Below are 14,633 nucleotides of genomic sequence, written 5' to 3'. Positions count from 1 at the left end.
AGGATCCTGAATATTTTTTACAAAAATATAACCTAAAAAGTGAATAGATGGGTAAATACCTCATAGTTAGCAAATAACTTGCGTATAAAATTATATTGCCTGTTTTATATTCAATGCATTTTACAAATTTATTTATGATATAAGCTGTTTATCCGTGATAAAGTTGAGTTTTTTATATGGTTATTACAGTTGTTTGTCAAAAAGTTTCAGGAAACTATGTGTTTTAGTATAAAAACACACTTACCAAAAAATAAGTGTGCTTTTAGTAATAAATTATTTTATTTGATTGGACGCATGGTTGGGAACAAAATAACATCACGAATAGTATGGCTATTGGTAAATAGCATCACTGTGCGGTCAATCCCAATGCCCAATCCTGCTGTAGGCGGTAAGCCGTGTTCAAGTGCGGTGATATAATCTTCATCATAGAACATAGCTTCATCATCACCTGCATCTTTTTGTGTGACTTGATCGGCAAAGCGTTGAGCTTGATCTTCCGCATCATTAAGTTCTGAGAATCCATTGCCAATTTCACGACCACCAATAAAGAATTCGAATCGGTCAGTAACAAACGGGTTTTCATCGTTACGGCGAGCAAGCGGTGAAACTTCTGCTGGATATTCAGTAATAAACGTTGGTTGAATTAAATTTGCTTCAGCTACTTCTTCAAAGATTTCAGTAACAACGCGACCAAGTCCCCAGCCTTTTTCGATTTTGATGCCAACAGATTGAGCAATGGCACATGCTTTATCAAAATCATCTAAATCGGCATTATTGGTTTCAGGGCGATAATGGCAAATTGCTTCACGCATGGTCATTTTAATAAATGGTTTACCAAAATCGAAAGTATGCTCGCCATATTGCACAACAGCATCACCTGTTACCGCAATTGCTAAACGGCGGAATAAGGCTTCGGTTAATATAATTAGATCTTTATAATCGGCATAAGCCATGTACATTTCCATCATGGTGAATTCTGGATTGTGTCTTGGCGATACCCCTTCGTTACGGAAGTTACGGTTAATTTCAAAGACACGTTCAAAGCCACCCACCACTAAACGTTTTAAATAAAGCTCTGGCGCGATTCGTAGATACATATCTAAATCAAGCGCATTGTGATGCGTAATAAATGGTTTCGCTGATGCACCACCTGGAATGACTTGCATCATTGGGGTTTCAACTTCCATAAAGTGATTTTCAAGCATAAAGTTACGGATTTCGCTAACCACTTTTGAACGCGCTTTAAACGTCTCTCTTGATTCTTGATTGGTGATAAGATCCAAGTAACGTTGACGATAGCGCATTTCTTGATCGGCAAGTCCATGAAACTTATCAGGTAATGGACGTAGCGCTTTGGTTAGTAAACGAATTTCTTCACAGTGAATAGAAAGCTCGCCTGTTTTCGTTTTAAATAGGTAACCTTTCGCACCGACAATATCACCTAAATCCCATTTTTTAAATTGTTCGTTATAAAAGCCTTCAGGAAGATCATCACGGGTAACATAAAGTTGGATCTGTCCAGCAACATCTTGCAAAGAAACAAACGACGCTTTCCCCATAATACGGCGCATCATCATACGTCCTGCGACCGTTACGGTAATTTTGTTTTCAATGAGTTCTTCGTTAGTTTTATCGCCATATTGTTTGTGGAGATCGTTTGAAATCGCATCACGGCGAAAATCATTAGGAAACGCAACACCTTGTTCGCGAAGATGAGCGAGCTTTTCGCGACGTACTTTTAGTTCGTTGTTTAACTCTTCAATTTGGTTTTGTTGATCTTGCTGCTCTGTTGACATAATTTTACCTTTTATTTATAACCAAGCGGTTTATAAGCCTGCTTTTAAGCTTTCTTCAATAAATTGATCTAAATCGCCATCTAATACGGCCTGCGTATTACGCGTTTCAACGCCAGTGCGTAAATCTTTAATACGTGAATCATCAAGCACGTAAGAGCGAATTTGACTGCCCCAGCCGATATCAGATTTATTTTCTTCCATCTGTTGTTTTTCGGCATTCTTTTTCTGCATCTCAAGCTCATACAGTTTCGCTTTTAGCTGCTTCATGGCTTGATCTTTATTGCTGTGTTGTGAACGGTTATTTTGACACTGTGTCACAATACCGGTTGGAATATGGGTAATACGTACTGCAGACTCGGTTTTATTCACATGCTGCCCACCGGCACCCGATGCACGGTACACATCAATGCGAAGATCGGCTGGGTTAATGTCGATATCAATATCATCATCAATTTCAGGATAAACAAATACTGAAGAAAATGAGGTGTGGCGTCGATTGCCTGAGTCAAATGGGCTTTTGCGAACTAGGCGGTGTACACCAGTTTCTGTGCGTAACCAACCATAAGCATAATCACCCGATACTTTAATCGTTGCTGATTTAATGCCGGCAACATCGCCATCAGAGACTTCCATCACGTCGGTTGCAAAGCCTTTTGATTCAGCCCAACGCAAATACATTCTCAGTAGCATTTCAGCCCAATCTTGTGCTTCAGTGCCTCCTGATCCAGATTGGATATCCAAATAACAATCTGCGCTATCGTAATTGCCTGAAAACATACGCCGAAATTCAAGGCCGGCCAGTTTTTTTTCTAGTTGATCAAGTTCACTGTTTGCTTCATCGAAAGTCTCTTGATCTTCCGCTTCAATAGCCAGTTCAAGTAAGCCTTCAACATCGTCAAGACCTTGCGTTAAAGAATTGATAGTATTGATAATTTCATCTAGTGCAACGCGCTCTTTACCTAACGCTTGTGCTTTTTCGGGATCGGCCCAAACTTCGGATTGCTCTAATTCAGCATTGACTTCTTCGAGCCGTTCTTTTTTTACATCATAGTCAAAGATACCCCCGAATCACAGCCGTGCGTTCGGTAAGTTCTGCTATCTTTGATTTAACAGGATTAATTTCAAACATGATTTAAATTGGTTTGCTCAGTTTTATGATTTTTTACAAGCGTTCATTGTAGCGGATTTGGGCATAATTTAGCAATTGCCAATTGCCATTTTGACCTGAACTTGATGAATAAAGTGCTCAGCGAAAAGCAAAGATAGCGCATAAAGCGCCATCTTTTTAGTTGAAGATATTTAGTGCAAGCTGGGTTATTTTTTTGCTTCAGCGTATAGCTCAGCAACTTTATCCCAGTTAACCACATTCCAAAATGCACCGATGTAATCAACACGACGATTTTGGTATTTCAAATAATAAGCATGTTCCCAAACATCAAGCGTTAGGATAGGTGTACCAGAAACACCAGCAAATTTTTCGCCCATCAATGGTGAATCTTGGTTAGCTGTTGAAACCACTTCAAGTTTACCATTTTGTAATACTAACCAAGCCCAACCAGATCCAAAGCGAGTGGCTGCCGCTGCTGCAAATTTTTCTTTAAATGCATCAACTGAACCAAAATCTTTTTCGATGGCAGCTTTAAGTTCACCTTTTAGCTCGGTACCGACTTTTAATAATTCCCAGAAAAGCGTGTGATTAACATGACCACCTACATTATTTTTAATGCCGGTAAGTTTATCAGCTGGCACTTTATCTAAATTTTTTAATAAATCGCTTGGGCTAAACTCTTTAATTTCAGCAGATAAAGTTTCAATGATAGCATTGGCATTGTTGACATAGGTTTGATGATGTTTATCGTGATGAAGATGCATTGTTTCAGAATCGATATAAGGTTCTAATGCATCATAAGCATAAGGTAAAGGGGGTAAAGTATAAGCCATGAAATTTGCTCCTTTCATATATTAGGTATTATCAACTACTTTATCTTATGAGTATACGGGCTATTATAGTCGCCCTCAAACTATCACTTAGATAGTTAGTGGCTATCTGTGATTAGGCTGATGATTATTTTTCCAATTAGCTTTCATTACTTGCTATAAATGGGGTATACATCATAATTGCGTGGTTTTCGCTGATGAGCTTTTCTTCGACATGGTTATCAATTAAATGTGTTTTGCGTTGCCATATTTTATTATGTCTGGTGTAGCCTCCCCACCACTGTTGTTCAATGCGATGATCGGTTTCTAGGATTTGATAATGATGAGTTAATGGGATATTAGCAAGTAATTCACCATGTAAATATTGATCATCAAGCCAAAGATTAAGCCGGTAGGTGGTATTGGTTTTATTGATTAATTGTAAATCAACATAGTTATAAGACAAGGTTGCGCCACAAGCAAAAGGAATTGTACGATTGATATCAGGGAAAACATCAAAACTATGCCGCCAACGCTCTATAATGGTGAGATCAGAATGTAACACAATCCAATAAATCAAATTACCTAATTGGCATAATCCACCACCAATATCTTTGCCTATCTGTCCATTATGCAATGATAGTCCTTCTAAAAATCCTCGTTTTTTCGATGGGCGTCCTACTTTTTGCCAGATCGAAAAACGTTGATTGGGCTTAATGATTGAACCATTAAGTTTTTCAATGGCTAATCTAAGATTAGTGATCTTATTATATTGTAAATACATATCAACATCTTTTAGTGGTCTTAATAAAACAGACTGATGTTTTTTGTGTGAATAACAACAGGTATTATTATTTATGTCGACAGTACTATAGGTATGACGATGTCGCCACCAACCAAATTTTCGTTTTAAGATAAAATACTCTTTGCCTAATTTCAGCCTTAATTTACTGCGTTTTATCGGTTTATCGACAATGATATCCTTCATAATTTTCCATTTCCTTATCTACAATATATAATCAATTATTTTTCTAAAGATGATTGATAGTGCTGGCTCAACTTATCGAGAAAAGTAAAAAGTTTTTGATTCATTGCCGTGTAATCATGCGAGCGAAGCGTTTCAGGCGTATCAACAAAGCGGTGATTGGCAGCTTGATTAAGCTCTTTTTGCGAATGGGCAATCAGCAACTCAACAACTTCAGGCGTGAACTCCATATGGCATTGAAACCCATAAACGAATTTATTATAAGCAATGATTTGCCGAGGACACCCTGCACTATAAGCTATAATTTTGGCATCTTTGGTTAAACCAGGCATATCATTGTGCCAATGACCGACTTCTAATGTATTGCCAAAATCAGCAAATAAAGGATTTGTTTTACCAATTTGCGTTAATGTAATTGGGAATTTTCCAATCTCTTTTTCTGGGCTTTGGGCATGACTTGTGCCTAACGCCTCGCCAATTAATTGTGCGCCTAGACACACGCCAATAACTATTTTACCTGCATTTATCATTGATAAGATCACAGCTTGTTCTGCTATGGAATCAAAATGGGCACACTCTTGTTTGGTGGTTGACGGCGATTGTGGGCCACCCATAACAATAAGAAAGTCGATATCATCAATGCAATTAGGAAGTGGTTCACCAAGATAAACGCGAGAATAGGTTATGGTGTGATGATGCATCCTAGCCCATTGTTCATAGGCTCCTGGTGCTTCGAAAGCTTCATGAATAATAAAATGTATATGCATTAATAAAGACTCCTTGCCTATAAATATTATCATCAAAAATCATGATTCAATGACATTACATATATCTAAAGATAAATTTATTATTGAATTATTATGAATAAATTTTTCGCAAATACAATATAGACTTTTGATATTAACGGGATAAAAATTTGGAAAAAAGTAAAGAAGCTTGGTAGAGGTAATTTATCTAAGATGGTTTTGGGATTTAGAAGTTGGCTCCTCCAACAGGACTTGAACCTGTGACATACGGATTAACAGTCCGCCGTTCTACCGACTGAACTATGGAGGAACCGAAATGTAGCGCGCATATTATAGATTTTATGGCGCTATGTCAATAGTTAAATACTTTACAATGCTTTTTTGTCTAAAATTGCCTCCTTTATAATCATTCAAGTGTTAGGATTGTCTTGAATAAGTGTTTTTGTCTGAGTAATTGTTGCGGATGCGAACCGAGCTCTTGTTGTGGGATGCTCTGTTTTAGATCGCGATAATAATCAATCCAATAAGGCAAAATTTGATTTGTTGTTATATCCTTAAAATTCATTGGATATAATGCGAAATAATCACTACCTTGTTTAGTTTTAAAGGCATAAGTAATCAGTTCGCTGCAATAAAACCCATCCGTATTTTGATGAAAGCTATGATTGTAAGGTGAACCTAAGCAATTTTTAGCTCGCTTTAATGCATTTTGAATAACAGCCAAATCATGGATTCTACCAATGATATTACGTCTAGCCGCACCAACAAAATCAGGCAAAGATTGTTCAATTACGCCATATTTTTGTGTCGCTTCAATGACGCTATTATTGCCAATATATAAACCGACATGATTGATATTTTTTGTTATCTCATCCATGTTAGCCACTGCGCCAGAACGGTTTATAGCGTCACTAAAATCATTATCTTCGTTAAGGCTTTGGAAGATGATATCGCCACTTTGAATATTATTGAGTTTTAGCACGATAACGCCATAGCGAAAACATTACACAAGTTGCAATAATAAATTTAAGTGCATCAATGCCAACAAATGGAAAATAACCCACTTTTAACGCATCAATCAGCGTAATATGCAAATAACCCATTAAATAGACAACACCAAATACAAATAACAATTGATGTGCACAGGCAAATGCAATTAAGCCTAAAATAAAGCGGCGATCATACCCCTTTTCTGCAGCAAAACCGGCTAAATAGGCACTAAATACATAGCCGTATAAGTAACCAGAAGAAGGTGATGCTAGCGCCATAATCCCACCACTACCATTAGCAAATAGCGGTAATCCCATCGCGCCTAAAAAAAGGTATTGAATTATTGCTAATGCACCTAATTTACGACCTAAAAAAGCACCAATTAGCAATACTGCCAATGATTGTAATGTAAATGGGACAGGATAAGTCGGAATACTAATATTAGCGGCTAATCCTAAAAGTAATGCTGCGCTGGTGGTGGCCAGTAATTTACGTTGCCAAGAAGATAAATTAACCAGTGTCGTGATAAATGTTGGATAATACGAAGTGAGTTGTTGTTTCATTATTTTCTACCTTTGATACATAAATAGTAGAACTATAATAGCGCAACGTATTTTATTGTAAACTATTTTTTATATAAAAAGTTTACAATAAGGTTAAATTGTTGCTATCGCACTCTAAGATAAAGAGCGTGATAGCAAAAAACAAGGTTTTGCTTAAACTAAGTAAGGATTGCTGATTCGTTCATGACCAAAACTTGACATTGGGCCGTGTCCTGGCACAAAAATAAAGTCATCACCAAGAGGTAATAATTTGTTAGTGATTGATGAAATTAAATCGGTATGGTTGCCTCGAGGAAAATCAGTTCGTCCTATACTGCCTTTAAATAATACATCGCCGACAAAAGCCAGTTTATCCAAATGATTAATAAAAACAATATGTCCTGGAGTATGGCCAGGGCAAAAAAGGACATCAAGGGTGATGTTACCTACTTGAATCTGGTCGCCTTCTTTTAGCCAACGATCAGGTAAAAAGCTATCCGTATAAGGAAAACCAAATTGTACGCATTGCTGTGGTAAATTTGTTAGCAAAAATTCATCTTCTTGGCTTGGTCCAATAATCTTGACATTATAATGTTGAGCTAATGTGGTTGCCGCACCAACATGATCCAAATGTCCATGGGTTAATAAAATCTGTTTAATATTTACACCCAGTTTTTCAATGGCTTTTTTCAGTAGTTCTGGTTCACCGCCAGGATCAATCAATGCGCCTTCCATGGTTTGATCACACCAAATAATGCTACAGTTTTCTTGAAAAGCGGTAACGGGGATGATTTGATACTGAAACATATACTTATCTCCTTGTTTCTTGGTGATGGGTGATTAGATTTTGGCCGTCTTCTTTTTTTAGTTGCGCAAAAATAACGCTTGATAGCACTGTAACCACACCGAGTATAACAAATGTTAATTGAAATGCGTGAATAGTACTAGCTGAGTTGCTAATTAATCGCAGTAAAACTGCACCAAATCCTGTACCAAAACTAATAGCAAGTTGTTGATTAACTGCCATTAAACTATTGCCACTACTTGTATTTTCGTTTTCTAAGTTCGCTAAGGTTATGCTATTCATCGCGGTATATTGCATAGAATTGATACCACCGATACAAAATAGCAATAAACTGATTAAGATAAGGGGCGTTGATAAATTTAGTAGAGACATTAAAACAATCATCACGCCCGCTAAAATGGTATTAGCAACGAGCACAAAACGATAGCCTAAACGAGCTAAAATACGTGGAATAACGATTCGAGTACAAATTGAAGCAATAGCCATTGGCATTAGCATCACACCAGCAAAAATAGCCGAGTAGCCAAAACCGACCTGTAACAACAACGGAATTAGAAAAGGTACGCCAGATATACCTAATCGGCAAATTAAATTGCCAATAATGCCTATTTTGAACGTGTGGATCTTAAAAAGTGATAGGGGAAATAATGGTGTTGGTTTCTTTTTGGCATACCCATAATAGATAAGTAAAAAAACGAAGCTGATTGCGGCAAGTAGTAATGAAAAATAATATGTTTGATTTTGGTTTAAAACCTCTACACTTAAAGTGGCACTAATAAAGGCAATCACAATAAATATAAAGCCAAACAGATCAAAAGGCATGCGTTCTCCCTTTAGATTCGGCATATATTTCCAACTAATTATCACACCTAAAATACCAATGGGTAAATTAATAAAAAACACCCAATGCCAACTCACCATATCAACTAAATATCCCCCTAATACCGGTCCCAAAACAGGTCCAATTAAACCAGGAATGGTGGCTGTATTTAAGGCGGCTAAAAAATCACTACGCTTAAAAGATTTAATTAATACTAAACGTGATATCGGTACCATCATTGAGCCACCAATACCTTGAATAACACGAGAGATATCTAAAAAAATTAATGAATTGGATAAAGCGCAAAGCAATGAGCCAAGTGTGAACAGTGAAACAGCCATCACAAAAATATTTCTAGTACCAAATTTATCCGATAAAAAACCACTGACTGGAATAAATAATGCTAGGGTTAAAGCATAACTTATCACTGCCGATTGCATATTTAATGGTGATTCATTAAGATCTTTTGCCATCGTGGGAAGTGCAGTGTTTAATATCGAGGTATCAAGCGATTGCATAAAAAATGCAAATGCTGCAATCCATGGTAATATTCGATAAACAAAGGGCGGTAACTGTAATTCGCTATTCATTTTAATTTAGCCTGAAATTAATTTAAATGCTGGATGAGCGGTTGAATATAAGCTCGGAAAATTAAGCTCTCTTACTACCTATTTTATTAAGAAAGAGAGCAGATGAATGCCATTTTACAATATTATTTATTAATTATTGGCTTTTTTCTCATTTTTTAACAGGTCTATCTTGCCAATAGCCAGCTAGTAATCAACCTAAATTATTGTGTCAAACCGAAAATACTACAGCGGACAGCATTAATAAAAGAGAGGTAATCGATCGAACAAGCAGTTGATGAAATTGTCTGGTCATATAAACCTGCTATGAGTCTAATAAAATAATTCTATAATAATTATAAAGTTATTTTAGTTTCTTTGTGTGATTTTTACTCTATTGATGCTACTAAATAGCGTCAAGGTATTTGCTAAAATCGTGTGCATTATGTGCTCTGCTGATTCATTGCGTAATTGGGTCAAGATGTTAAATACTTCAGCGATATATTCAGGGCGATTTATTTGACCTTGACGGCCACTTAATGGCATATCAGGAGCATCCGTTTCAAGCACAAGGCTCTCTAACGGTAATTGAGCAATCGTATTGCGCGTTTTATTCGCTCGTTCATAACTAATGACGCCACCTACACCAATATAATAACCCAGCTTAACAAATTGCATAGCTTGCTGATAGCTACCTGAAAATCCATGTATTATACCACGGCAAGGTAAGTTGGCGCGGTGTAATTCGTGGTACATAATATCGTGTGCTTTGCGCGAATGAATCAAAACGGGTAAATCAAATTGTTTAGCAAGCGTTAATTGTGATCTAAAAAATGATAGCTGCTGTTGCCAATCAATACTTAAATCATAGCGATCGAGTCCGATCTCTCCAATGGCAATTAATTTTTTAGGTTTCGTTTTAACGATATCGGTTAACAGCTCTAAATCAGCCATGGTATGTTGATAAATAGGATGCAACCCCAAAGCGGCATAGAGTTCATGGTAATTATCAGCAAGTTGCAAAACGGTATCAAAATAGTTAGCGCTAACTGCGGGTATGATTAACCCGATAATATCCGCTTGGCGAATCTTCGCTATTGAATCGGCAAGATAATCGGTAAAAGGCGGAAAATCAAAATGACAATGTGTATCAATAAACATAATGCATCCTTATTCTACCGTCGTTTGATGTAATAAAATAGGCAATAAAAACCGCTGGCAAGCCAATGTAATTTGTTCAATTAATGCGTCCGTTAAGTCAGGGTAAAGGCGAGTATAATAACTGTCGCACTCGGCAGATCGGTTAAAGCCACCTTGCCAAGTATTTAAAAGCTGATTAATAGCTTTATCGCTCGCGACAATCTCGCCCGTTTTTTTATTATAAGCAGCCATTAACCAACTCCATGCGCTTTGCACTGGTAATAATAAAGGCTGATTAATACCGTGCAAATAACCTTCCACTAATGTGGTTAATATCGCAATTGCTTTATCATGGGGTAAGTGTAAAAAACGCCACTCAGTATCTTCTCGGCCATAGGTGCGGCTTTGATTTTCAACTTGATCTGGATTTATGATGCAATAAACTAAATGATCAATCCACAGCGAAATACCATCTCGAATCGACAGTTTTGCAGGACGCCATGCCAATATACCGTCTTCTTGCACATGGGTTAACCAACCTTGTAATTGGGCATGTTGCCCATTGGTCAAAATAGTTAAATTGACCTCTTGCGTTGTCATAACCAATCGTTCTTGATTAATTTTATTCGCTAATGGTTGCAATGATTCGACTTGTTTATCATAAATAATTTCACCAAAGGCACCATCTGGTAATTCACCCGTTAACGCTAAACGTTGATAAAAATCATCGTATTGTTGTGATTCATTGCTGATCAGCTGATTTAAAATCAGCAAGTTCAATTGATAACGTTTTAAACTATCAAGATTAAAATTCTCGGCATCGGGTAAGGTATCATCCAGATAATTGATATAAAAATTAAACCGTTTTTGTAAAAAAAACCGAATAGAGTGTTGGTAAAATCGTTTTAATTCATCGAGATTGATATTATCGACATCAATAACAGGTATTTCACTAATAAATAATTGGCTTTCACCTTGTTGCAATGCCGCAGGTAACCACTCATCGGCATAGCTTTTTGGTTCTTGTAAAAAATTTTGAGGATTAAAGGGTGTGCGTGTATGGTTTACACGTAAAAAATCCAAGCTGTTAGCAGAACTAACCATGTTATTTGCAGGTATTTTATAATATTGGGTAATATACTCCCAAAGTTCATCAACTAGTATAGAGGGATAACGTTCACTGTTATCTTTCATCTCACGACCAATATAACTGATATACAGCTGTTTTTGCGCAGATAAAATTGCCTCTAAAAAAAGGTAACGATCATCGGTGCGACGACTGCGATCGCCTCGTCTTGGATGCTGTGCGATTAAATCAAAGTCAAGTGGAAGCGACGTTCTTGGATAATCCCCGTCATTCATTCCCAATAAACAAACAACTTTAAAGGGAATGGAGCGCATTGGCATCATGGTACAAAAGTTTATCTTACCGACTAAAAAACGATGTGCTAAATGATTTTGTTCTAAGCGTGATTGCATGGCATCATGCAAAATCGTGATAGAAATATTATCCATATAAGTGGCAGACAAACCACTATTAATCAACGCTTGCCACTCTTGTGCTATCATCAATAAAATGGATTCACGTTGTGAATTGCTGACAAAAAAATCATTAATCAATTCAAGACAACATGGTTGCCAATCAATGAGCGGTTTTTCTTCGTTTAAGATAGCAAACCACTTCTTTACCACTTTAATAAATTCAGCTAATTGACCGATTAGTTCGGCATCTAAACCAGTTGCACCATCATAAGGTAATATCTGTTGCCATCCCCCTTGCTCACTATTCATCGTATAGCCAAGTAATAACCGTTCAAGCCCAAATAACCAACTATGTGCACTATCAAGCCCAAAACGAATGCCTGACTCAACAATCCAAGTCCTCAACAAGGTTAGCTGTGATTGATTAATTGCAAATTTTTCAGAAACAGCCGGGATCTCAAGCAAATTAAAGAGTTCTTCTGCTGTAAATCGACTATTTGGAAAATTTAAAATAGCAAAAAAACCTTGAACAATCGGATCGATATTTCGTGCCTTTTGATCTGAAATAGTAAAAGGTAAATAGCGCTTCTCATAAGCATTACCAAAAACAGCTCGAATATAAGGCACATACTTATCAATATCCGAAACCATAACTATGCAATCGCGTAATTCTAGTGTGGGATCTGCGTCAAAAACTGATAGCAGATAATCATACAATACTTCAACTTCACGTTGCTCACTATGGCAAGCATGAAACGAAATTGACTTGTCTGTTGCTGCAATATGCTCATTACCAACATCGTTTTGATACAGATCTAAAATATCTTGCTGAATGGCATTTAATAAACAAGATCGCCCCTGATCGACAAAAGCTTCAATATCTTGTTTATTGTTAAATTCCTGTAACAGGAACAGATTATCACGACCTAGTTTTCCCCACGAGGTTAAAAGGGGATTGGGTATTTTATCGGGGGTATTGAATATATCTGACAACTGCTTTTCAACAACATCTCCCCAATACCATTTACACGGATTGTTAAACATCAAATGGACATCAATATGTTGCCCAAGTGCTGACAGTAACGAAAGATAAATAGGAGGAAGAGAAGTAATACCAAAAATAAAAATACGATTAGGTAACGAATCTAAACGTGAACGATCAAAGTGATTATCTAACAAAATTTCAAGCATTTGTTGATAAATATTAGCGCGATGATAAGGTTGACTGATGGATATTAGCTTTCGCCACAGCTCTGCTTGCCACCTTTCATCAGAATGATGATTTAATTCGCTAACAGTATGATTGGCTTCCCATTTTGCAAGCCAATCAGGGCGATACACTAAATATTGGTCAAATAACCGCGCAATACGCGTTGCAAGCTGATATCGTTTTTTATCTTGTTTATCAATATCCAGATAATGTTTAAGTGCGCTAAACTCAGGTTGTTCAATAACTTGGGGCAACAAATAATACAAACGCCAACTCATTGATTCAATACTATAACTATTTTCAATGGGGGCATCGGGCAATAATTTTTGATAAAGTTGCCAAATAAATTGAGTTGGAAAAAGAAAATCAACATTAGCCACAATACCCAGTTCATCCGCTAACGCAATTTGCAACCATTGTGCCATACCTTGGCTTTGCACCATCACTACATCAGGTGTAAATACATCCTCTAATGGTTGTCTGCGCATCAATTCACTCAATAACGTCTTGAGTAAATCGACCTGATTTGAATGATAAATGGTAAACATAACAACACTAATTATTGATAAGAGAAGATTAAGATTATCGCTGATCGTTACTAATAAATCTAGTTGCTATTCTAGTGTCAACTTTATAGGCAAAAAAACTACAAGTCATGGCATTGCACAACTAGCAGTAGCAAGAATTTTTATGTCTAATTAGTTCGGCCTGCTATTTACAATGTATGATAAGAAGATTCTAATAACAATCTAATTTTTACACATCTAAAAAAATGGTACACTTTGTGGTTAAATCTGCAAGAAATCAATTTAGGTAATAATATGAAAAAACTATCTATACTAATATTATTAATGTTGTGGCCATTAGTATCCTTAGCCAAAGGACCTAATTGTTATACTTGGCCCATGAATATGACCGAGGTTTGGATGAAAAATGAAAAGATAGTGGATATTCAAGACTTGGATGAATCGAAAACCAAAATAACGCAATTGGCTTCAGAGGAAATAAAAAAGGGTTTATATAATCAAATTTATCACTTTGTTTTTTATGATAAAAATGGTAATAGTTACGAAGTTATTACAAAAAGCCAAGCATCATACGAAGAATGTTCAATAAGTGATGTGAATAAATATCTAATATCCAAAAGCCAAGTTCATCAGTAGGTTATCTAATAATAGGTAAGTAACTTCGGTATTTTAGACTGTTTTTAGTCTATGATAAAAGTAATATAAGGTAAAAAAGAATAATTTAAGGTAATTATGTGAAAAAGCTTTCTTTAGTAATATTGTTAATATTATGCCCAATTCTATCCTTTGCTAATGGGCCCGATTGCCATAATCGCGCTTTGAATAAAGCTAAGGAGTGGTTGAAAAGTAGTAATATAGTGGAGATTGAAAACCTGAATAAATCCAAGTTGAGAATAACACTTTTAGCATCTGAACAGAAAAGTAAGGATTTATATACACAAATTTATCATTTTGTTTTTTATGATAATCAAAACAAAGCTTATGAAGTTATCACAAAAAGTGAAGCTTCTAATAAAGACTGTTCGATAGGTGAAGTTGATAGTTATTTAGTATCAAAACGCCAGATTGATTATTTTGATTAATGCGTAAAATGGTCAACGGTTTCAG

General features: G+C 36.3%; 13 protein-coding genes and 1 tRNA gene. 2 read left to right on the top strand and 12 right to left on the bottom strand.

The window, feature by feature from the left end:
* Positions 1 to 278: 278 nt before the first annotated feature.
* From lysS to recC, 12 genes are all read right to left on the bottom strand, one after another.
* Entirely contained in the window at positions 279 to 1,796 is a 1,518-nt protein-coding gene (gene lysS / locus GYY69_RS05790) for a lysine--tRNA ligase (protein WP_174796820.1), read from the bottom strand.
* 30 nt (positions 1,797 to 1,826) lie between these two features.
* Positions 1,827 to 2,925 (bottom strand): peptide chain release factor 2 gene (gene prfB, locus GYY69_RS05785; RefSeq protein WP_141675263.1). Its coding sequence is split into 2 segments (ribosomal slippage): positions 1,827 to 2,849 and positions 2,851 to 2,925, totalling 1,098 coding nucleotides; the frame shifts between segments, so codons are not numbered across the junction.
* 185 nt (positions 2,926 to 3,110) lie between these two features.
* Positions 3,111 to 3,737, bottom strand: a complete 627-nt coding sequence (locus GYY69_RS05780) for a Fe-Mn family superoxide dismutase (RefSeq protein WP_091350432.1) — start codon at positions 3,735 to 3,737, stop codon at positions 3,111 to 3,113.
* 136 nt (positions 3,738 to 3,873) lie between these two features.
* Positions 3,874 to 4,701, bottom strand: coding sequence for a VanW family protein (locus GYY69_RS05775; RefSeq protein ID WP_174796819.1), 828 nt, complete (start codon positions 4,699 to 4,701; stop codon positions 3,874 to 3,876).
* Positions 4,702 to 4,736: 35 nt separating this feature from the next.
* A complete protein-coding gene (locus GYY69_RS05770) occupies positions 4,737 to 5,465 on the bottom strand; it encodes a type 1 glutamine amidotransferase (protein ID WP_174796818.1) in 729 nt (242 codons plus the stop codon).
* A 213-nt stretch (positions 5,466 to 5,678) separates the two neighbouring features.
* Positions 5,679 to 5,754: transfer RNA gene (locus GYY69_RS05765), tRNA-Asn, on the bottom strand.
* 96 nt (positions 5,755 to 5,850) lie between these two features.
* The gene (locus tag GYY69_RS05760) at positions 5,851 to 6,426 is read right to left on the bottom strand and encodes a YiiX/YebB-like N1pC/P60 family cysteine hydrolase (protein WP_174796817.1); all 576 of its coding nucleotides are present in this window, start codon (positions 6,424 to 6,426) and stop codon (positions 5,851 to 5,853) included.
* On the bottom strand, positions 6,410 to 6,997 hold the full coding sequence (locus GYY69_RS05755) for a biotin transporter BioY (RefSeq protein ID WP_174796816.1): 588 nt from the start codon (positions 6,995 to 6,997) through the stop codon (positions 6,410 to 6,412). The genes GYY69_RS05760 and GYY69_RS05755 overlap by 17 nt, the downstream gene beginning before the upstream one ends.
* Before the next feature lie 153 nt (positions 6,998 to 7,150).
* The gene (locus GYY69_RS05750) at positions 7,151 to 7,783 is read right to left on the bottom strand and encodes an MBL fold metallo-hydrolase (RefSeq protein WP_174796815.1); all 633 of its coding nucleotides are present in this window, start codon (positions 7,781 to 7,783) and stop codon (positions 7,151 to 7,153) included.
* Between the two features lie 4 nt (positions 7,784 to 7,787).
* Positions 7,788 to 9,191 carry a DHA2 family efflux MFS transporter permease subunit gene (locus GYY69_RS05745; RefSeq protein WP_174796814.1) on the bottom strand — a complete coding sequence of 468 codons (1,404 nt, stop codon included), beginning with the start codon at positions 9,189 to 9,191 and terminating at the stop codon, positions 7,788 to 7,790.
* A 345-nt stretch (positions 9,192 to 9,536) separates the two neighbouring features.
* On the bottom strand, positions 9,537 to 10,328 hold the full coding sequence (locus GYY69_RS05740; protein ID WP_174796813.1) for a TatD family hydrolase: 792 nt from the start codon (positions 10,326 to 10,328) through the stop codon (positions 9,537 to 9,539).
* Between the two features lie 9 nt (positions 10,329 to 10,337).
* Entirely contained in the window at positions 10,338 to 13,547 is a 3,210-nt protein-coding gene (gene recC, locus GYY69_RS05735; RefSeq protein ID WP_174796812.1) for an exodeoxyribonuclease V subunit gamma, read from the bottom strand.
* A 273-nt stretch (positions 13,548 to 13,820) separates the two neighbouring features.
* Here recC and GYY69_RS05730 point away from each other — a divergent pair, with 273 nt between their 5' ends.
* Both GYY69_RS05730 and GYY69_RS05725 read left to right on the top strand, forming a co-directional pair.
* Positions 13,821 to 14,162 (top strand): hypothetical protein, encoded by a 342-nt coding sequence (locus GYY69_RS05730; protein WP_174796811.1) that lies wholly within the window; start codon positions 13,821 to 13,823, stop codon positions 14,160 to 14,162.
* 98 nt (positions 14,163 to 14,260) lie between these two features.
* Complete coding sequence (locus GYY69_RS05725) at positions 14,261 to 14,608, top strand: hypothetical protein (RefSeq protein ID WP_174796810.1); 348 nt, start codon at positions 14,261 to 14,263, stop codon at positions 14,606 to 14,608.
* Positions 14,609 to 14,633: the final 25 nt, after the last annotated feature.

The organism is Gilliamella sp. ESL0250 (assembly GCF_013345045.1).
GTDB classification, from domain to species: Bacteria; Pseudomonadota; Gammaproteobacteria; order Enterobacterales; family Orbaceae; genus Gilliamella; species Gilliamella apicola_H.
This window is presented reverse-complemented; position numbering and strand designations above follow the sequence as displayed.